This is a genomic window from Amycolatopsis sp. cg9 (genome assembly GCF_041346945.1).
Taxonomy (GTDB): domain Bacteria; phylum Actinomycetota; class Actinomycetes; order Mycobacteriales; family Pseudonocardiaceae; genus Amycolatopsis.
The window spans coordinates 2,104,221-2,122,953 of the sequence record NZ_CP166850.1 but is presented as its reverse complement, the minus strand read 5'-3'; the positions used below and the strand labels follow the sequence as shown (position 1 = coordinate 2,122,953).

General features: G+C 72.7%; 16 protein-coding genes and 1 tRNA gene. 8 read left to right on the top strand and 9 right to left on the bottom strand.

The features are described from left to right. Positions 1-102 precede the first annotated feature (102 nt). Both AB5J73_RS09810 and AB5J73_RS09805 read right to left on the bottom strand, forming a co-directional pair. Positions 103-187, bottom strand: a tRNA-Ser gene (locus AB5J73_RS09810). Positions 188-231: 44 nt separating this feature from the next. Further along, positions 232-975, bottom strand: coding sequence for a PP2C family serine/threonine-protein phosphatase (locus AB5J73_RS09805; protein WP_370969377.1), 744 nt, complete (start codon positions 973-975; stop codon positions 232-234). A 78-nt stretch (positions 976-1,053) separates the two neighbouring features. On the opposite strand from AB5J73_RS09805, the gene AB5J73_RS09800 reads away from it, so the two are divergent. After that, positions 1,054-2,748: a class I SAM-dependent DNA methyltransferase gene (locus tag AB5J73_RS09800; protein ID WP_370969376.1), complete on the top strand. Its 1,695-nt coding sequence runs from the start codon at positions 1,054-1,056 to the stop codon at positions 2,746-2,748. 8 nt (positions 2,749-2,756) lie between these two features. Beyond that, positions 2,757-3,647, top strand: coding sequence for a serine/threonine-protein kinase (locus AB5J73_RS09795; protein WP_370969375.1), 891 nt, complete (start codon positions 2,757-2,759; stop codon positions 3,645-3,647). On the opposite strand, the gene AB5J73_RS09790 is transcribed toward AB5J73_RS09795, so the two are convergent. Continuing rightward, positions 3,637-4,143: a hypothetical protein gene (locus tag AB5J73_RS09790; protein WP_370969374.1), complete on the bottom strand. Its 507-nt coding sequence runs from the start codon at positions 4,141-4,143 to the stop codon at positions 3,637-3,639. The genes AB5J73_RS09795 and AB5J73_RS09790 overlap by 11 nt on opposite strands. Before the next feature lie 205 nt (positions 4,144-4,348). On the opposite strand from AB5J73_RS09790, the gene AB5J73_RS09785 reads away from it, so the two are divergent. Further along, positions 4,349-4,996 carry a L,D-transpeptidase gene (locus AB5J73_RS09785; protein ID WP_370969373.1) on the top strand — a complete coding sequence of 216 codons (648 nt, stop codon included), beginning with the start codon at positions 4,349-4,351 and terminating at the stop codon, positions 4,994-4,996. A gap of 110 nt (positions 4,997-5,106) precedes the next feature. After that, positions 5,107-7,941, top strand: a complete 2,835-nt coding sequence (locus AB5J73_RS09780; protein ID WP_370969372.1) for a PQQ-dependent sugar dehydrogenase — start codon at positions 5,107-5,109, stop codon at positions 7,939-7,941. A gap of 59 nt (positions 7,942-8,000) precedes the next feature. Here AB5J73_RS09780 and AB5J73_RS09775 read toward each other — a convergent pair whose 3' ends face one another. Both AB5J73_RS09775 and AB5J73_RS09770 read right to left on the bottom strand, forming a co-directional pair. Beyond that, positions 8,001-9,518: a 3-hydroxyacyl-CoA dehydrogenase gene (locus AB5J73_RS09775; protein ID WP_370969371.1), complete on the bottom strand. Its 1,518-nt coding sequence runs from the start codon at positions 9,516-9,518 to the stop codon at positions 8,001-8,003. A 40-nt stretch (positions 9,519-9,558) separates the two neighbouring features. After that, positions 9,559-10,227, bottom strand: a complete 669-nt coding sequence (locus tag AB5J73_RS09770) for a TetR/AcrR family transcriptional regulator (protein ID WP_370969370.1) — start codon at positions 10,225-10,227, stop codon at positions 9,559-9,561. Between the two features lie 126 nt (positions 10,228-10,353). Between AB5J73_RS09770 and AB5J73_RS09765 the strand changes: the two genes are divergently transcribed. Then, on the top strand, positions 10,354-10,800 hold the full coding sequence (locus AB5J73_RS09765) for a nitroreductase family deazaflavin-dependent oxidoreductase (protein ID WP_370969369.1): 447 nt from the start codon (positions 10,354-10,356) through the stop codon (positions 10,798-10,800). Here AB5J73_RS09765 and AB5J73_RS09760 read toward each other — a convergent pair. From AB5J73_RS09760 to AB5J73_RS09745, 4 genes are all read right to left on the bottom strand, one after another. Further along, on the bottom strand, positions 10,790-10,990 hold the full coding sequence (locus AB5J73_RS09760) for a hypothetical protein (protein WP_370969368.1): 201 nt from the start codon (positions 10,988-10,990) through the stop codon (positions 10,790-10,792). The two genes, AB5J73_RS09765 and AB5J73_RS09760, sit on opposite strands and share 11 nt — an antisense overlap. Positions 10,991-10,999: 9 nt before the next feature. After that, on the bottom strand, positions 11,000-11,665 hold the full coding sequence (locus AB5J73_RS09755) for a response regulator (RefSeq protein ID WP_370969367.1): 666 nt from the start codon (positions 11,663-11,665) through the stop codon (positions 11,000-11,002). Continuing rightward, positions 11,662-12,816: a sensor histidine kinase gene (locus tag AB5J73_RS09750; RefSeq protein ID WP_370969366.1), complete on the bottom strand. Its 1,155-nt coding sequence runs from the start codon at positions 12,814-12,816 to the stop codon at positions 11,662-11,664. The genes AB5J73_RS09755 and AB5J73_RS09750 overlap by 4 nt, the downstream gene beginning before the upstream one ends. A 212-nt stretch (positions 12,817-13,028) precedes the next feature. Further along, positions 13,029-13,646: a hypothetical protein gene (locus AB5J73_RS09745; RefSeq protein ID WP_370969365.1), complete on the bottom strand. Its 618-nt coding sequence runs from the start codon at positions 13,644-13,646 to the stop codon at positions 13,029-13,031. A 168-nt stretch (positions 13,647-13,814) separates the two neighbouring features. On the opposite strand from AB5J73_RS09745, the gene AB5J73_RS09740 reads away from it, so the two are divergent. The 3 genes from AB5J73_RS09740 (at position 13,815) to AB5J73_RS09730 (ending at position 18,607) form a co-directional block, all read left to right on the top strand. Further along, positions 13,815-14,564, top strand: a complete 750-nt coding sequence (locus AB5J73_RS09740; RefSeq protein ID WP_086845625.1) for a response regulator transcription factor — start codon at positions 13,815-13,817, stop codon at positions 14,562-14,564. Continuing rightward, entirely contained in the window at positions 14,542-16,071 is a 1,530-nt protein-coding gene (locus AB5J73_RS09735) for a sensor histidine kinase (protein ID WP_370969364.1), read from the top strand. The genes AB5J73_RS09740 and AB5J73_RS09735 overlap by 23 nt, the downstream gene beginning before the upstream one ends. 649 nt (positions 16,072-16,720) lie before the next feature. Next, complete coding sequence (locus AB5J73_RS09730; protein ID WP_370969363.1) at positions 16,721-18,607, top strand: glycosyltransferase family 39 protein; 1,887 nt, start codon at positions 16,721-16,723, stop codon at positions 18,605-18,607. The last annotated feature ends 126 nt before the right edge of the window (positions 18,608-18,733 follow it).

The window sequence follows — 18,733 nt, the reverse complement described above, 5'->3', positions numbered from 1 at the left end:
GTTAGGGGCGCCGATCCGGGGCGGGCCAGCGGTTTTCCGGCGCCGGGCCGCAAAACGACGAAACGCCGGGCGCGCGGCCCGGCGTTTCGCCTGATCAAACGGCGGAGGATACAGGATTCGAACCTGCGAGGGCGTGAACCCAACACGCTTTCCAAGCGTGCGCCTTAGGCCGCTCGGCCAATCCTCCGCAGGAGACGATACCGGATGGCCGTCCCCCGGTTCGAAGGTGGGTCACCGCGTGACGTCGGCCACCACGCACGTGATGTTGTCCGGTCCGCCGCCTTCGTTGGCCAGGCGGATCAGCTCCGGGATCGCCTCCGCCGGGTCGGCCACCGCGGACAGGACGTCCCGCAGGCGCGGTTCGCTGACCGGGCCGCTCAGGCCGTCCGAACAGAGCAGGTAGCGGTCGCCCTCCACCGCCGGGAACGTCCAGATGTCCGGGTCGCCGGAACCCGCTGTCTGCAACGCCTTCATCAGCAGGGACCGCCGCGGGTGGGACTCCGCGTCCTCGGCCGCCACCCGGCCGTCTTCGACCAGGGCCTGGACGAGCGTGTGGTCGCGGGTCAGGCGGCGCAGGGCGCCGTCGCGCAGCAGGTAGCCGCGGGAGTCGCCGATGTGGGCCGCCGCGAACTCGACGCCGTCGAACATCAGGGCCGTGAGCGTTGTGCCCATGCCCGTGGTTTCCGGTTCCTGCGCGGCCACTTCGTGCAGCCGCTCGTCGATCGACTTGACCACGCCGGTCAGCGTCGCCGCCAGGTCGACCCCGGTGAGGTCGAGCCGCCGGAGGTCGACGTCGAGCTCGCGCAGCACGTCCACCGCGGTCGCGCTGGCGACCTCGCCGTGCGGCTGGCCGCCGATGCCGTCGGCGACGGCGAGCAGGCGGGAACTCGCGTACACCGCGTCCTCGTTGATCCGGCGACGCTGGCCGACGTCCGACCCCGCGGCGTACCGCAGGACGTACCGATCGTGTGTCATGTTCCCCATGTAAGCATTGGTTGACTGAGTTCACAACCATGTCGGCTGAATGGAGCATCCTCCGATAGAGTCCTCGCCATGGACGACGACGCCACGGTCAGCGCGGCCGACATCGCGCGGCTCGCCGGGGTCGGCCGGGCCGCGGTGAGCAACTGGCGCCGCCGCTACCCCGACTTCCCGCAGCCGGTCGGCGGCACGGCGTCGAGCCCGCTGTTCGGCCTGTCCGCCGTCGCCGCCTGGTTCGAGGCGCGGGGCAAGCCGTTCGAGCTGAGCGAGGGCGAACGCGCCTGGCAGCGCCTGCGCGCCCTCGGCGACGACCTCGACCTCGCCGAGCGCGTGAACCGCGCGGGCGTCTTCTTCGCGTTCCAGGCCGGGATCTTCGACACGTTCGACAGCGAGCTCGACGACCCGGAACTCCTCACGCTGCTCAGCGAGATGACGCACCGCGCGGGCCCGGTCGAAGCGTTCGAACTGGTGTGCCGCCGGTACTTCGAGGCGCACTCGCGGCGGCTGTCGGCCACGCCGGAGCCGATCGCGGAACTGATGGCGCGGCTCGTCGGCCCGGTCTCGACGATCCTCGACCCCGCGTGCGGTTTCGGCGCGCTCGCGCTGGCGAGCGGCGCGAAAACCGTGCTGGGACAGGACAGCGACCCGATGACGGCGTCGATCGCGGCGCTGCGGCTGCGGCTGCGCGGCCTCGAGGCCGAAGTCCACCCGGTCGACGCGTTGCGCGAAGACGCCTTCGCCGGCCGGACCGCGGAAGCCGTGCTGTGCGACCCGCCGTTCAACGAACGCGCCTGGGGTCACGACGAACTCGTCGGCGACGCGCGCTGGGAGTACGGGCTCCCGCCGCGCGGCGAGCCCGAGCTCGCCTGGGTGCAGCACTGCCTCGCGCACGTCGAACCCGGTGGTGCGGTGGCGATCCTGATGCCGGGCGCGGCGGCCGGGCGGCGCAGCGGCAAGCGCATCCGCGGCAACCTCCTGCGCGCGGGCGCGGTCCGCGCGGTCGTCACGCTGACGCCGGCCGGTCCCGACCTCTGGCTGCTGCGGCGGCCGGTCGCCGGCGACCGCCCGCCGTCCACGGTGCTGCTCGGCGAGGCGGGCGCCGAGCTGTCCACTGTGGACGAAATGTGGCGCGAGTTCCGCGCGCACCCCGAATCCGGCGTCCGGATCATCGACCTGCTCGACGACGACGTCGACCTCACGCCGGCCCGCCGCCGCACCAGCGACGAGGACCTCGGGCAGGCCTTCGAGGCCGTGCGGAGCCGGTTCGCCGAACTCGTCCCCGAGCTGCCGCCGTTGGAAGCGGCGGACGGCGAGCCCGCGTTCACGACGATCGGCGAGCTGGTCAAGGCCGGTGTCGTCGAGGTGCGGCACGCGGCGGCCCGCGCGGACGCCGAGCACCCGCTCGCCGAGGCGGGCGACGTCGTGGCGTCGGTGACCGGGATCGCGTACGTCCACAGTGGACCGGAAAGTCCGGTGGGGGCCGGGCTCACCGTGTACCGCGTCGACGCCGCGCGGCTGGACGCGGACTTCCTGGCCGGCTGCCTGCGCGCGGCCGACCTGCCCGCCGCGTCGGCGTCGACCCGGATCGACGGCAGGCGGGTGCGGATCCCGCGGGTCCCGATCACCGTCCAGCGCGAATACGGCCGGGTCTTCCGGAACCTCGCCGAGTTCGACACCGTCCTGCGCCAGGCGGCCGAAACGGGCCGTGAGCTGGTCCGGCTAGGCTTTGCGGGACTTGTCGAAGGACGGCTCCGCCCGGGCCGATAGGGGAACGGATGCTGATCGCCGACCGCTACGAGCTCGACGAGCTGCCGCTCGGCCGCGGCGGGATGGGCGCGGTGCACGGCGGGTTCGACCGCAGGCTCGGCCGGCGCGTGGCGATCAAGCTGCTCAGGCTGCCGGGCCGCGACGAAGAACTGGAAGCCCGGTTCGCGCGCGAGGCGCGGATCCTGGCGACGCTCGACCACCCCGGCGTGCCGACGCTGTACGACTACGGCACGCACGACGACCGGTTGTTCCAGGTGATGCAGTTCGTCGAGGGCGTGACCGTGGCCGACCTGCTCGCCGAGCACGGGCCGCTGCCGGTGCCGTGGGCCGCGGCGATCGCGGCGCAGGCCTGCGCGGTGCTGACCGCCGCCCACGCGCTCGCGGTGTGCCACCGCGACCTCAAGCCGTCCAACCTGATGCTCGGGCCCGACGGCGGCGTGAAGGTGATGGACTTCGGGCTCGCCGTGCTGCGGGAAGCCGACGCCGCGCAGTTCACGCGGGCCGGCCAGCTGCTGGGGACGCCGTCGTACATGGCGCCCGAGCAGATCCAGCGGGGCGGCGCCGAACCGCGCAGCGACCTCTACGCGCTCGGCTGCGTGCTGCACGAGATGCTCACCGGTCGACGGCTCTTCGACGGGCCGACGGCGTACGCGGTGTTCGAGCGGCAGGTCAAGGAGCTGCCGCCGCCGGTCCGCGGGGTCCCGAAGCAGCTCAACGCCCTGCTCGCCGAGGTGCTGGCGAAGGAACCCGAGGCCCGGCCGTATGGCGCGGCCGAGCTGTACGAGCGGCTCGGCGGGTTCGTCGGCGGGCTGCCGCCGCTGCCCGGGTTCCTGGTGCCGCCGTCGGTGCCCAGCCCGGGCCGGATGTACGCGCGGATGCTGGGGCGGGTCAGCGGCTGAGCGCCGGGCGCCGGTCGGCCAGCGGCAGGCCGCGGCGCTGGACGCGGAGGTAGGTCGTCGCGTTCTGCACCGCGATGCTGACGCCGAGGGTGAGCGCGATCGACGCCGAGGTCAGCGGGCCCGCGACGCCCAGCGCGGTCCCGAGCGCCACCAGGCCGACCCGGACCGCGACGGTCAGCGCCCACAGCCCGATCGTGACCGCCGAGCCCTTCTGGAACGTCGTGCCGGCGCGCTCGGTGAGCGTCGTGGTCGTGCTGCGCAGGACGCCGAGCCCGGCGAGCACCACCAGGTCGGCGGCGAGCAGGCCGAACTCCCCGGCGGACGCGCCCGGCAGCGCTTTCAGCGTCAGGTAGGCGCCGACGGCGGTCAGCACGAGCGGCAGCGTGACCAGCGACTTGCGGTCGAGCAGCGTGCCGCGGACCTGCCGGTAGACGACCCGGTACAGGACGAGCAGGGCGATGGCGGCGTAGAGCAGGAGGTTCGCTGCGGTGGGCATGGGGGCTCCTCGGTTCGGCAGGTGCTCCCAGCCTCGACCGGTGGCGCCCCGGTTTCGTCGGCGCGGGGGCCGGTACCGGGTGGATTCCGGCCTCAACCCACGGGTTGACCCAAATCGTGACCTTCACCGACGAACCTCTACCGGGTGACCGTCGTCTTTACCGATGTCCAAACGCGATGATCGAGACAGCTGGGGGTACCGGATCGTGAAGAGGCTTCTGGCGGGAGCGGCCGCGCTGGCCACCGCCTTCGTGCTGGCCGCCTGCTCCGGTGGCGGGGGCGCGGCGGGCGGGCCGAACGCGGGCGGCGGGGCCGTCGCGGCGGGTGCCGGCGGCGGGACGCCGACGACGTCGAGCGCGTCCCCGACCCCTACGCCCACCCCGGCGACGACGAGCGCGAGCCCGACGCCGACGCCCACGACGTCGAAGCCGGCCCCCACCACGACCAAGCCGAAGCCCAAGCCGAAGCCGGCGCCCGCGGAGAACCCGGGCGTGCCGTGCGCGGCGGCGGCCGCGGCGTCGGGCACCGCGGCCTGCGTCGACATCTCGGCGCACCAGGCGTGGCTGCTGCAGGGCGGCAAGGTCGTCTACGGGCCGGTGAAGATGCTGCCGGGCCGCAAGGGCTACCCGACCCCGACCGGCACGTTCCACGTGCTGTCGAAGGAGAAGATGCACCTGTCGAAGGAGTTCGACAACGCGGAGATGCCGAACTCGGTGTTCTTCTACCCGGGCGACGCTTTCCACACCGGCAGCCTGTCGGTGTACTCGCACGGCTGCATCCACCTGTCGCCCGCCGCGTCCCTGAAGTTCTTCAACACTTTGCACGTCGGTGACGTCGTGCAGGTGGTCCCGTAACGCGATAGGGACCAGCACGGACAGTAGGTCACAGTCCGATAAATTCACTCTGCCGAGTGCAACTGGCCCCCCTGTTCAGACGATAAGTGATCGTTTGGGAAGGGGGGCCAATGGCCTTGCGAAAACTTCGCGCACTCCGTCACGCCTTCGTGGCGGCAGTTTTGACCGGGGCGATGCTGCCCGTCGTGGCCACGGGGGTGGCGACGGCGGCGACAGCGCTTCCGCAGGGGTTCGTGCTGCGGGACACCAGCGCCGGACTGGGGCAAGAACCACTCACCGACTTCGCGTACCTGCCGGACAACTCGGTGCTCGTCACCGGCAAGAGCGGCACCGTCCGCTGGCTGCCGTCCGACGGCTCGGCCGGCCGGTCGCTCACGAAGCTCCCGGTCCGGACCAACGAGGACCTGGGCCTCGTCGGGCTGGCCGTGGCGCCGGACTACGCGACGTCGCACACGATCTACCTGACGCGCTCGATCAACCAGACCAGCGGCTTCGTCATGCGGCTGGCGCGGTTCACGGTCACCGTCGACGCGGCGGGCGCGCCGACCGGGCTGACCGGTGAGCAGTCGCTGTTCGAGGTGCCGGGCATCTTCAACGTCCACGGCATCGACGAGGTCGTCGCCGCCACCGACGGGACGCTCTGGCTGTCCATCGGGGACAACGGCGACTTCACCAAGATGGACCCGGCGTCGCTGCGCGCCCAGGACATCAACCAGCCCTACGGCAAGATCTTCCACCTCGCCGCCAACGGCAACGGGGTGCCGGCCAACCCGTACTACGACGCGGCCAACCCGGGCTCGACCGCGAGCAAGGTGTTCGCGCGCGGGTTCCGCAACCCGTTCCGGTTCAGCATCGACCCGAACCTGGGCCTGCCGGTCGCCGGGGACGTCGGCTGGAGCAACTGGGAAGAGGTCGACGTCGTCCAGCGCGGCGCGAACCAGGGGTGGCCGTGCTGGGAGGGCAACCACCCGACGCCGGGCTACAGCGGTCTCGCGGAGTGCGCCGGCGTGGCGAACCAGCCGCCGGTCTTCGAGTACCAGCACGGCAACGGCGTCATGCAGGGCAACAGCGTCAGCGGCGGGATCGTCTACAACGGATCCAGCTACCCGGCGGCCTACCGCGGTTCGTACTTCTTCGGCGACTACGTCACGCACAAGATCTGGACCCTGCGCTACGACAAGCAGGGCCAGCTCACGCAGGCCCCGGAGAACCCGCCGGTCTTCACCGACATCGGTGGCCCGGTGAAGTTCGCCGCGGCGCCGAACGGCGACATCGTCTACGCCGACATCCTGTCCGGCAACCTGCGGCGGCTGACCTACTCGGCCAACAACACCGCGCCGGTCGCCAAGGCCACGTCGGTCACCGACCCGGCCACCCGCACGGTGTCGTTCGACGGCTCCGCTTCGGTCGACTACGACAACGACCTGCTGAAGTACGACTGGGACTTCGGCGACGGGACCACCGCGGTCGACGCGGGCCCGACCGTGTCGCACGCCTACGCGGCGGGCACCGAGTCGTTCACCGCGAAGCTGACGGTCCGGGACCCGCTGGGGGCCACCGACACGACCAGCGTCGCGGTCGCGCCGGGCAACCACACCCCGGAGATCGCCCTCACCACGCCGGGTGACACCGCGACGTTCGCGGTCGGTCAGCAGGTTTCGCTGAGCGCCACCGCGACCGACGCCGAGGACGGCGCGCTGCCGATCACCTGGAGCACGACGGTGCGGCACTGCCCGAGCGAGGCGACCTGCCACTCGCACCCCGGGGCCGGCGGCACCGGGGAAAGCTTCCAGGCGCCGTTCACCGAGCACCCGGACTCCCGGATGGAGTTCACCGCGACGGTGACCGACAGCGCGGGCGTCACGACGTCCAAGACGTACACCGCGTGGCCGCGCGAGCACCGGATCACCCTGGTCAGCACGCAGCCGGCGGCGCTGAGCATCCCGGTCGAGGGCGGCGTCAGCACCGCGATGGTCGCCGAGGGCGCCACCTTCGACGTCGAGGCGGCGGCGAAGGCCATCGACGGCGTCTCGACGTTCGCCGGCTGGCAGGGCGGGCCGACGGACCAGAAGTGGATCGTCACCGTCGGCACGAGCGACCTGACGCTGACGGCGAACTACTTGACCCCGATCGACCAGCGCTACAACGCCGACCCGGCGCTGCAGGCGAAGCTCGGCGCGCCGACGGCGCCCGAGGTCACCGACGGCCCGGTCCACTACCGGGTCTACGCGAACGGGCGGCTGTACTGGAGCGCGGTGGGCGGCACGAAGTTCGTGACCGGCCCGGTGCTCGACAAGTACGTCGCGTTCGGCGGCCACGGTGTCCTCGGCCCGCCGACGTCGGACACGGCGTCCACTCCGGACGGTGTGGCGCAGTACAACCACTTCGTCAACAACGGAAACGTCGGGTCGATCTACTACACGGCCGCGACGGGCGCGCACGCGCTCTACGGTGAGATCCGGAAGAAGTGGGCGGCGCTGGACTACGAGCGCGGGCTCGGCTACCCGACGACCGACGAGGCCGGCACGCCGGACGGCGTCGGGCGGTACAACCACTTCGTCAAGGGCGGCAACGTCGGGTCGATCTACTACACCGCCGCGAACGGCGCGCACGCGATCTTCGGTGAGATCCGGAAGAAGTGGGCGGAGTACGGGTACGAGCGCGGGCTCGGCTACCCGACGACCGACGAAGGCGTGACGCCGGACGGGGTCGGCCGCTACAACCACTTCAGCCTCGGCCACTCGATCTACTACACGGTGGCGACCGGCGCGCACGCGGTGAAGGGCGAGATCCGCAAGCGCTGGGCGGCGCTCGGGTGGGAGCGGTCCTACCTGCGCTACCCGACGTCGGACGAGTACGTGGTGAACGGGGTGTACCGCAGCGACTTCCAGGGCGGCTACATCACGTTCACGCTCGCGGGCGGAGCGGTCGACCGGCCGTGGTGAACTAGGCGGTGAAGAAGCGGGCCGTCCCCGGGTTTCCGGAGGCGGCCCGCTTTCGTCCGTCAGGTGAGCAGGTCCGACGGCGTGGTTCCGGTCGTCGTCAGGGGAAGGCCGAGGGCGACGCGCTCGGTGAGCCACGGGCTCGGCCGGTAGCGCGGGTCGCCGGTGGCCGCGGTGAGTCCGCGCAGGATGCGCAGCACCACGTCGCCGCCGACGAGGTCGCCCCAGGTCAGTGGGCCGCGCGGGTAGCCGAGGCCGAGGCGGACCGCCGTGTCGATGTCCGAAGGGGACGCGAGGTGCTGGCCCGCGATGAAGCACGCCGTGTTGACGATCGAGGCCAGCAGGCGCTGGGCGATCGGGGCGGGCCCGTCGCGGACGACGGTCACCGGGCGGCCGGTCGCCGCCAGCGCGCCCCAGGCGGCGCGGCCCGCCGCCGGGTCGAGGCCGGGGTGCACCGACATCGTCAGCCGGCGTTCGTAGCCGCCGAGCGGGTCGACGCCGGCGACGCGGTCCAGCGGCAGCCCGGCGCGGGTGGCCGCGTCCACTGTGGACTCACCGTAGAGCGGCACGAGCAGGACCGCGTCCGGGTAGGCGTCGGGCACCACGTGCACGCCCGCCGACGAGAGCGTGCGGGAAAGGTGCTCGTCCGCGGTGAACACCGGGCTCGTCGGCTTCGGCGGCGCCGCCGGCTCGTCGGCGACCACCTGCTTGCCGCCGGCGTAGGAGTAGAACCCCTCGCCGTTCTTCCGCCCGAACAGCCCGGCGGCGACCCGCGGCCGGGTCAGCCACGACGGCCGCAGCCGGGGGTCGCCGTGGAAGCCGCTCCAGATGCTCTCCAGGACGGCGTGGGAGACGTCGAGGCCGGTGAGGTCGAGCAGTTCGAACGGGCCCAGCTTCAGGCCGAGCACGTCCCGGGCCACGCGGTCCACGTCGGCGGGCTCGGCGAGCGCCTCGGCCAGGATCTGCAGCGCTTCGGTGTTCAGGCCGCGGCCGGCGTGGTTGACCAGGAAGCCGGGCGCGTCCTTCGCCAGCACCGGCTCGTGCCCCCAGCCCCGCACCAGCTCGAGCGCCTGGCCGGGCAGCCAGTCGTGCGTGCGCGCGCCGGGCACCACCTCGACCAGGCGCATCAGCGGGACCGGGTTGAAGAAGTGCAGCCCGATGAGCCGTCCGGGGTCCGCCAGCCCGGCGGCGATCCCGGTGACCGACAGCGAGCTGGTGTTGGTCGCGAACACCGTCTCCTGTGGACAGACGCGCTCGAGGTCGGCGAACAGGGCCCGCTTGGTCTCGAGGTCTTCCCGCACGGCTTCGACGACGAGGTCGACACCGTCCGCCGGGGCGTCGGGCGCGGACACGGCGACCAGCCGGTCCTTCACCGCCCGCGGGTCGTCGAGCTTGCCCTTCGCGGCCAGCTTGTCGACCATCCCGCCGACGTACGCGATCGCGTCGTCGACGGCCTCGCGGCGGACGTCGGCCAGCTCGACGGTCACTCCTGCGGTCGCGGCCAGCTGGCCGATCCCGCGCCCCATCACCCCGGTGCCGATCACCCGGATCCTGCCGACCTTCCCGGCCCACCCCGTCACGTCGCCCGCCTTCCGTCGCCCTCTGGCGTGACGGTACCGCCTAGAGGCCGACGAACTCGGCCATCCGCCTCGCCGAGTGGGCGAAGAACGCGTCCGCCGGGTCGACGCTGCCGACGTACTGGCCGAACAGGTCGAAGCTGATCGCGCCGAACAGCTGGGTCCACGCCATCAGCAGCCGGGCCACGGTCTCGGGGCCGGCCACGATCCCGAGGGCCTTGGTGAGCGTCTCCGCTTGGGCACGCAGCTCCGGCGGGACGTCGCCGACCGCCCGCAGCTCGGTGTGCGTGAGCACCTTGACCAGCGCGAGCGCGACGCGCGACGCCGGGGCGACGGTGTCCTGCGGGGCCTGGTAACCGGGGATCGGCGAGCCGTAGATCAGCGCGTACTCGTGCGGGTGCGCGCGGGCCCAGTCGCGCGTCGCCTGCCAGATCGCCAGCCAGCGGTCCCGCGGCTCGCCCTCGCCCGGGTCCGCGTTTTCCGCCGCTTCGCCGATCGCGTTGTAGGCGTCGACGATCAGGTCCGTCAGCAGCCGGTCGCGGCTCGGGAAGTACCGGTACAGCGCGGACGAGACCATGCCCAGCTCGCGGGCCACCGCGCGCAGCGACAGCCCGTGCGCGCCGACGTCGGCGAGCTGGCGGCGGGCTTCGTCCTTGATCTCCTGGGTCAGTTCGGCGCGGGCGCGTTCGCGGGCGGTCCGGGTGGCGGTCATGCGATCAGTGTGCCACGACGAGAGCGCCGCACAAAATGGAGAGCAGTGCTCTTGACAGTGAGCAGTGCTCGGGTGTTCACTGCTCTTAGTCGAGAGCAGTGCTCTCCCAGGCCTCCGGAGGACACCATGACCGCTGCCCGCTACATCGAGCCGAAGAAGTCCACCAACGCCTTCAACGAGCTGGTCGCGAAGCTGACCAGGATGGGCGTGAGCGTCTGGGGCAGCCGGGTGCTGACCGTCGTCGGCCGCAAGAGCGGCGAGCCGCGGTCGGTGCCGGTCAACCTGCTCACCGTCGACGGCGTCCGCTACCTCGTCGCCCCGCGCGGCGAGACGCAGTGGGTGCGGAACCTGCGCGTCGCCGGCGAAGGCACGCTCCGCGTCGGGAAGCGCGTCGAGGGGTTCACCTTCCGCGAGCTGGCCGACGACGAGAAGCCGGGCATCCTGCGCGCCTACCTCAAGCGCTGGAAGTTCGAGGTCGGCGTGTTCTTCGACGGCGTCGACGCCAAGGCCTCGGACGAGAAGCTGCGCGAGATCGCGCCGGGCTACCCGATCTTCGAGATCTTCACGAAGTAGGTTTGCGCCGCCGCGTCAGGTTGGCCGCGACCAGGACCACGCCGACCAGGAACGCGGCGAGCCCGATCAGGAACCACAGCTTCTGGCCGGTCATGAAGCTGCCGGTGATGACCCCGATGCCCTGCAGCACCCAGACGGCGCCGACCAGCACGAGCACGACCCCGACCGCGAGCGTGATCCAGCGCTTCATCGGCCCAGCTTAGGCGGGCCGCTCGTCCGGCACGAGTTTGTGGCGGTAGGCGTAGACGACGGCGTGCACCCGGTCGGGCAGCCCGAGCTTGCTCAGCACGCGCGACACGTGGGTCTTGACCGTCTCCTCGCCGACGTGCAGCCGCCGCGCGATCTCCGCGTTGCTGCAGGCGTTGGCGAGCAGGAGCAGCACTTCGCGTTCGCGGGACGTCAGCCTGGCCAGCTCGGGTGGTTCGGCGGCCGCGGGTTCGAGCACCGACGTGAACTTCGCGACCAGCCGCCGCGTCACCGACGGGTCGATCAGCGCGTCCCCGCGCGCGGCCACCCGCATCGCCGCGACCAGCTCTTCCGGCGCCAGGCTCTTCAGCAGGAACCCGCTCGCCCCGGCGCGCAGCGCGCGGTAGACGTACTCGTCGGCGTCGTAGGTGGTGAGCACCAGGACGCGCGTGTCGTTGCCGGGCGCGGCGAGGATCGCCTCGGTCGCGGCGAGTCCGTCGAGGCGGGGCATCCGGACGTCGAGGACCGCGACGTCCGGGCGCAGCCGCGCGGTCTCGGCGACGGCTTCGCGGCCGTCGGACGCCTCGCCGACGCACGTGAAGTCGGGCTGGGTGTCGAGCAGCGCGCGCATCCCGGAGCGGAACATCGCGTGGTCGTCGGCCAGCAGGACGCGGATCATGTGCTCTCCACCGGGAAGGTCGTGCGCAGCTGCCAGTGCTCGCCGGTCTCGCCGTAGGAGACCTGGCCGCCGAACAGGGTGACGCGCTGGCGGATCCCCGCCAGGCCGCGGTGCGCGTGCCCGTTCTCCCGGGGGCGGCCGGCGCGGAGCCCGTTCGTCACCGTGAGCACGACTTCGGTGCGGCCGTGGTTCAGCTCCACCTCGACCGGGCCTTCGCCGTGGCGCAGCGCGTTGGTCAGCGCCTCCTGGGCGATCCGGTACAGGGCGACGTCGAGCGAGCCCGGCAGTTCGCGGGGCTCGCCGCGCAAGGTCAGCCGCGTCGGGAGGCCGGCCGCGCGGACGGTCTCGACCAGCTCGTCGAGGTTGTCCAGGCCGGGTTGTTCGGCGTTGGTCTCCGCGTGCAGGAGGTCGAGGAGCCGCCGGAGGTCGGCCATCGCCGAGCGGCTGGCGGACTCGACGGCGCCGAGGGACTTCCGCACCGGCGAGTCGCCGTCGGGGAGACCGAGCCGGGCCGCGCCGGCGTGCACGCCGATGGCGCTGACGTGGTGGGAGATGACGTCGTGGAGGTCGCGCGCGATCGTCGTGCGCTCCTCGAGGACGGCCCGCCGCACGGCCTCTTCTTCGTGCTGACGGCGTTCGTCGGCCGCGCGTTCGAGATCGGCGATGTAGGCGCGGCGGGCGGTCGTGTACCGGCCGACCAGCCACGGCAGGAGCGCGCTGACACTGACGCTGATGGCGGTCAGCCGCCAGTCGGCCGCGGTCCGGCCGCCGCCTTCGATGCAGCCGGCGATCACGCCGAGGAGCAAGGCGAGGAGCGCGAGGACGGCGGGTTTCGGCCGCAGCCAGGCCCCGGCCCGGTAGCCGGCGATCAGGATCCCGGCGTTGTTGCCGATGACATACCCCTGGCAGGTGCAGAGGAGCAGCGGCGAGCCGGCGAAGAGGACGGCGTGCGCGAGCGCGACCCAGCCGGAATGGCGGGCGGCCCCGGCGAGGGCGGCGTTGACGGCGATGCCGCCGAGCAGCACCGCCCAGGCCTGCCAGCCCGCTTCGCCGAGTGGGCCGCGGAGGGTGAAAAGGGCGGCGTCGCAGACCACGCAGACGAGCGCGACCAGCAGCGACTGGCGCCTCAGCGACCCCCTGATGTCCGGCACACCCGACACTGTGCCCTAAGGCGGCGGCGGGATGGGCGGGAACGCCCCGACGCGGCGGGAGGGGTACGCGGCATCGGGACGTCCCCTGGCAGCGGGACCGGAACACCCCAATGTGGCGTTGGGTGCGTCCAGCGCACCCAATGTGGCGTTCGGTGCGTTGAGCGCACCCAACGCCACATTGGGGCGCTTGGGGTGAGCGGGTGAGGGGCGGGTCAGTTGGTGGGGCGGGCCGAGTAGTCGCCGTTGCGGCGCTGGCCCGGCTGGCGCTGGCCTTCGAGGCCCTGGCCCAGCGTGGTCGCCGTCGCCGTCTGGCCCTCGACCTTCGCCACCACCGTCACGTTCGTCGCGCCCTGCTTCACGTCGCCCGTCTTCTGCGTCGACGAGTCGATCGTGTACGTCTGCTTGTAGCCGTCCTTGCTGGTCAGCGTCACCGAAGTGGCGCTCAGCTCGGTCACGTCGCCGGTCTGCAGGCGCTCGGTCGTGTAGCCGCCGTTGGGGTTCGCCACGACGAAGTCGCCGTGCAGGGCGTCGCGCATCGCGGCCATGCCACCACCGAAACCGCCGCCCGGCATGCCCTGGCCGCGGAACTGGCCGTTGCCGCCACCCGGGCCGCCGAAGCCGCCGGGGCCCTGCGCGGTGTTGTCGGCGCTGCTGGTGCCCGCCCAGATCGCCGCGCCGCCGCCGGCCGCGATGACCAACGCGATGCCGGCCGCGATGGCCGTCTTCTTGCCGGACCAGCCCTTCTTCGGCGCGGCGGGGGCCGGGTCGCCCCAGTTGGCTGGGGCCGGCTCACCCTGGGGTGGCGTGGTCGGCGTCGGCTCGGTCGTCATCGTGTCCTCCGGTGGTGCCCGCACTGGTCCGGATCAGGTTCGCCGCCGAGGCTGTGTTTGAGCTGTGCGGGGCGTCAGCGGGTGCTGTGCCTCGACCGGGCGAACTCTCACAGGGAACGCACAGCGAGCGCACAGCGAACACTGACGGCGAGCCGGGAAGGTGGCACCATGACCGCTATGAACGCCACGTCACCCGGCCCCGGCAAGGCCGACCTGCGCCGCGCCGACGGCAGCCCCGTGCGGGTGCTCGTGGTCGACGACGAGGCGACGCTGGCCGAGCTCGTGTCGATGGCCCTGCGGATGGAGGGCTGGGAGGTGCGCAGCGCGGGCGATGGCACGGAGGCCGTCCGGATCGCGCGCGACTTCCGCCCCGACGCCGTCGTCCTGGACGTGATGCTCCCCGACTTCAGCGGCCTGGAAGTGCTGCGGCGCATGCGGTCCGAGGCGCCGAACCTGCCGGTGCTGTTCCTGACGGCGAAGGACGCGGTCGAGGACCGCATCGCCGGGCTGACCGCGGGCGGCGACGACTACGTCACCAAGCCCTTCAGCCTCGAAGAAGTCGCCCTGCGCCTGCGCGCGTTGCTGCGCCGCGCGGGCGGGGTCACCGGCGCGAGCGGGTCGCAGCTGGTGGTCGGCGACCTCACCCTGGACGAAGACAGCCGCGAAGTGCACCGCGGCGGCGACCTGGTGCCGCTGACCGCGACCGAGTTCGAGCTGCTGCGCTACCTCATGCGCAACCCGAAGCGGGTGCTGTCGAAGGCGCAGATCCTGGACCGCGTCTGGAGCTACGACTTCGGCGGGCAGGCCAACATCGTCGAGCTCTACATCTCCTACCTGCGCAAGAAGATCGACGCCGACCGCGAGCCGATGATCCACACCATGCGGGGCGCCGGGTATGTCCTCAAGCCAGCGGGCTGAGCGGCGGCGGTTCCGGGCGCGGCGGCCGTGGTCGTTGCGGCGGCGGCTGATCGTCCAGCTCGCCGCGCTGCTCGCGCTGGTGTGCCTGGTCGTCGGCGTGGTCACGGAGTTCGCGCTGAGCGAGTTCCTCGTGGGCCAGCAGGACAAGCGGCTGGCCGCGACGAGCGACCGCGGCAAGCACAACGGCGAGCCCCCGCCCTGGGTGTACGGCGACACGCCGCCGCCCGACCCGCTGCGGGTGCTCGGGCAGGGCGACGGCACCCTCGCGGTCACCGTGACCGCCGGGGTGGTCCGGGCGAACGTCCTGGACTTCACCGCCGGCACCGCGCCCACCGGCACCGGGCAGGGCAAGCGCCGGCCACCGCTCAAGCCGATCAGCCGCGACCAGGTGACGACGCTGCTCGCGCTGCCGGCCGACGGCAAGTCGCACACCGTCGACCTCGGCGGCAGCCTCGGCGAATACCGCGTCCTGTCGACCGCGTCGCCCGGCGGCGAGCGCACCGTGATCGGCCTGCCGCTCAAGGACGTCAACGAAACGCTGTGGCGGCTCGGGTTCATCCTCGGCGGCGTCGCGCTCGCCGGGATCCTGGTGGCGGGTGCGGTCGGCGCGGCGACGATCCGGCGCACGATGCAGCCGCTCGACCGGCTGGCCGCGACCGCGACGCGCGTCTCCGAACTGCCGCTCGACCGCGGCGAAGTCGCGCTGTCGGAACGCGTCCCGGAGCCCGACACCGACCCGAACACCGAGGTCGGCAAGGTCGGGTCGGCGCTGAACCGGATGCTGCAGCACGTCGCGAACGCGCTCACCGCGCGGCACGCGAGCGAGAACCGGGTCCGCCAGTTCGTCGCGGACGCGAGCCACGAGCTGCGCACGCCGCTGGCGGCGATCCGCGGCTACGCCGAGCTGACCCGCCGCGGCGGCGAGCAGGTGCCGCCGGACGTCGCGTTCGCGATGAGCCGCGTCGAGTCGGAGTCGCGCAGGATGACGACGCTGGTCGAGGACCTGCTCCTGCTCGCGCGCCTCGACTCCGGCCGCCCGGTGGTGCACGAGTGGGTGGACCTGTGCCGCCTGGTGGCCGACGCGGTCGCGGACGCGCACGTCGCGGGCCCGGACCACAAGTGGCTGATGGACGTCCCGGGCGAGCCGATCGGCGTCCGCGGCGACGCCGGTCAGCTGCACCAGGTGGTGATCAACGTGCTGGCCAACGCGCGCACGCACACCCCGGCGGGCACGACCGTGACGACCACTTTGTCCACTTCGGACGGAACGGTCCGCCTCCGCGTGGCCGACGACGGCCCCGGCATCCCGCCGGACATCCTCCCGGACGTCTTCGAGCGCTTCGCCCGCGGCGACAATTCGCGGTCACGGGCCGCCGGGAGCACGGGGCTCGGGCTGGCGATCGTGGCCGCGGTGGTCGGCGCGCACGGCGGCCGCGTCGGGGTGCAGAGCCGGCCGGGCCGCACGGAGTTCGAGATCACGTTCCCGGTGGCGCCGGCGCCCGCGTGAGCCGGGCCACGACCGTGGCGGCACCGGGGCCAGCCGCAGTTCGGTCGCGAGCAGGTCCGGGTGCCGCAGCCAGTGCAGCCGCGCGGTGTCGGGCGCGCCGCCGTACGTCGGCGGCCACGACGTCATCGGAGTGAAGTCGTCGACGACGAGGGTGCCCCACGGCCGCAACCAGCGGCGCGGTTCCAGCGGCGGTTCGGCGCTCTTGCCCTGACCGCCGCCGTCCAGCACCAGCAGGTCGAACGGGGCCACCGCGGCCAGGTCGGTCCAGTCGCCGTGCCGGACCGTCACGTTCGGCACGCCGGCGAAGACCTCCGACGCGGCCGCGAGCCGGTCGGCGTCCCGCTCCACGCTGACCACCGTCGTACCTGGCCCGGCGCCGGCGGCGAGCCAGGCGAGGCCCACGCCGAAGCCGGTGCCGGTCTCGCCGATCGCGCCGCCGTGGACGCCGGCGGCCAGCAACCGCAAGAGCCGGCCCTGTGCGGGCAGGCAGGATCGGTCGAAACCCGCGCGGTGGGCGGCTCGCACCGCGCGGCGCACCAGCTCGGGCAGGTCCGGTTCGAGCGCGTCCTCACCCGATCGGACCGGATGCACAGCGCGCGCACAGCTTCGGCACAAGTTCACCACATGCGGCGCCGACACGGTGAGGCTCATGACGACCACGCTGCCGGCGCCGGTGCACGCCCAGCCCGTTCCCCCGGCCGCCGGGGAACCGCGGTGGGTCAAGCCTTCCGTGGGTGCGCTGCTGCTCGGAACCGGGCTGCTCTACCTGTGGGACCTGGCGAAAACCGGCTGGGCCAACGACTTCTACGCGATGGCCGCGCAGGCCGGCACGTGGAGCTGGAAGGCGTTGTTCTTCGGTTCGCTAGACCCGGGCAACGTCGTCACCGTCGACAAACCGCCCTTCTCCCTGTGGATCATGGGGTTGTCCGGGCGGCTCTTCGGCTTCTCCAGCTGGAGCCTGCTCGTCCCGAACGCGCTCGCCGGTGTGGCGTCGGTCGGGCTGCTGTACCTGGCTGTGCGGCGGCTTTCCGGGCCGGGGGCCGGGTTGCTGGCCGGGGCCGGGCTCGCGCTGACGCCGGTCGCCGCGCTCATGTTCCGCTACGACAACCCCGACGCCTTCCTCGTGCTGCTGCTCGTCGCCGGCGCGTACTGCGTCGTGCGCGCGCTCGAACGCGGGAGCACGGCCTGGCTGCTGCTCGCCGGGGTCGCGATCGGGTTCGGCTTCCTCGACAAGATGCTGCAGGCGTTCCTCGTGCTGCCCGCGTTCGTGCTCGCGTACGCCGTCGCGGCGCCGACGTCGCTCGGGCGGCGGATCTGGCAGCTGTTCGCCGCGGCGGGGGCGGTGCTCGTCTCCGCGGGCTGGTGGATCGCGGTCGTCGCGCTGTGGCCGGCCGCCGACCGGCCCTACATCAGCGGCTCCACCGACAATACCGTGCTGGAACTGGCCTTCGGCTACAACGGGCTCGGCCGGATCTTCGGCGAAGGCCGGGGTGGCGGCGGTGGCGGAGCGATCACCCCGCCGTCCGGGGCGGAGCTCCCCGCCGGTGGACGCGGCTTCGGTGGCGGCTTCGGCGGCGAGACCGGGCTGACGCGGTTGTTCAGCGGCGAGTTCGGCGGCGAGGCGTCGTGGCTGCTGCCCGCCGCGGTCATCGGGCTGGTCGCCGGCCTGTGGTTCACGCGCCGCGCGCCGCGCACCGACCGGACGCGGGCGGCGCTGCTGCTGTGGGGTGGCTGGCTGGTCGTCACCGCGCTGGTGTTCAGCTACATGAGCGGGATCATCCACCCGTACTACACGGTCGCGCTGGCGCCGGGGATCGCCGCCACGCTGGGGATTTCCGCGCGGGAGCTGTGGCGCGGCCGGGCGAACTTCACGGCTCGCGCGGTGCTCGCCGTCCTGGTCGCGGTGACCGCGGTCTGGGGGTTCGTGCTCCTCGCCCGCACGCCGGACTGGCAGCCGTGGGTGCGCTACGCGCTGCTCGTGCTGAGCGCGGCCGCCGTGCTCGCGCTGCTCTTCGGCGCCGACCGGATCCGGCGGCTCGGCCCGGTCGTGGCCGTGCTCGGCCTGTGCGGCGCGCTGCTCGGGACGACGGCGTTCACGCTGGCCACGGCGGCGACCGCGCATTCGGGCGGGACGCCGTCCTCCGGCCCGGCCGCCGCGAGCGGTCGCGGCTTCGGTGGCGGCGGTTTCGGCGGCGGCCGGACCGACACCGCGGTGATCGACCTGCTCAAGGGCACGACGACGAAGTGGGCGGCGGCGCAGAGCGGCGCGATGGAGTCGGCCGGGCTGGCCCTCGCGAGCGGACGCCCGGTGCTCGCGATCGGCGGCTTCAGCGGCAGCGACCCGGCGCCGACGCTCGAGCAGTTCCAGCGGTACGTCGCGAGCGGCGACGTCCACTACTACGTCGCCGGCGGGCGCGGCGGCTTCGGCGGCGGCCGCGGGACCGCCGGCGAGATCCAATCCTGGGTCGAGCAGAACTTCGCGCCGATCACCGTCGGGGGCACGACGGTTTACGACCTGACAAAATCTATCAATTGATCGAAATGTGTCGCGGTGTTTCGATCGTGTTAACGACCGGAGAATCATTCGCGGATCCGAGATCGATGCGGTATCGGCGTGGTCGTACGCCTGTTCGACTGCCGTTCCGGTGGTCGAAACACGCCG

What these genes read in the sequence shown, in the direction of transcription:
- AB5J73_RS09730 (WP_370969363.1), top strand. Translation starts at nt 16,721, where the DNA reads ATGACGACCACGCTGCCGGCGCCGGTGCACGCCCAGCCCGTTCCCCCG.
- AB5J73_RS09760 (WP_370969368.1), bottom strand. Translation starts at nt 10,990, where the DNA reads ATGAAGCGCTGGATCACGCTCGCGGTCGGGGTCGTGCTCGTGCTGGTC.
- AB5J73_RS09745 (WP_370969365.1), bottom strand. Translation starts at nt 13,646, where the DNA reads ATGACGACCGAGCCGACGCCGACCACGCCACCCCAGGGTGAGCCGGCC.
- AB5J73_RS09770 (WP_370969370.1), bottom strand. Translation starts at nt 10,227, where the DNA reads ATGACCGCCACCCGGACCGCCCGCGAACGCGCCCGCGCCGAACTGACC.
- AB5J73_RS09765 (WP_370969369.1), top strand. Translation starts at nt 10,354, where the DNA reads ATGACCGCTGCCCGCTACATCGAGCCGAAGAAGTCCACCAACGCCTTC.
- AB5J73_RS09740 (WP_086845625.1), top strand. Translation starts at nt 13,815, where the DNA reads ATGACCGCTATGAACGCCACGTCACCCGGCCCCGGCAAGGCCGACCTG.
- AB5J73_RS09800 (WP_370969376.1), top strand. Translation starts at nt 1,054, where the DNA reads ATGGACGACGACGCCACGGTCAGCGCGGCCGACATCGCGCGGCTCGCC.
- AB5J73_RS09755 (WP_370969367.1), bottom strand. Translation starts at nt 11,665, where the DNA reads ATGATCCGCGTCCTGCTGGCCGACGACCACGCGATGTTCCGCTCCGGG.
- AB5J73_RS09790 (WP_370969374.1), bottom strand. Translation starts at nt 4,143, where the DNA reads ATGCCCACCGCAGCGAACCTCCTGCTCTACGCCGCCATCGCCCTGCTC.
- AB5J73_RS09805 (WP_370969377.1), bottom strand. Translation starts at nt 975, where the DNA reads ATGACACACGATCGGTACGTCCTGCGGTACGCCGCGGGGTCGGACGTC.
- AB5J73_RS09780 (WP_370969372.1), top strand. Translation starts at nt 5,107, where the DNA reads ATGGCCTTGCGAAAACTTCGCGCACTCCGTCACGCCTTCGTGGCGGCA.
- AB5J73_RS09735 (WP_370969364.1), top strand. Translation starts at nt 14,542, where the DNA reads ATGTCCTCAAGCCAGCGGGCTGAGCGGCGGCGGTTCCGGGCGCGGCGG.
- AB5J73_RS09795 (WP_370969375.1), top strand. Translation starts at nt 2,757, where the DNA reads ATGCTGATCGCCGACCGCTACGAGCTCGACGAGCTGCCGCTCGGCCGC.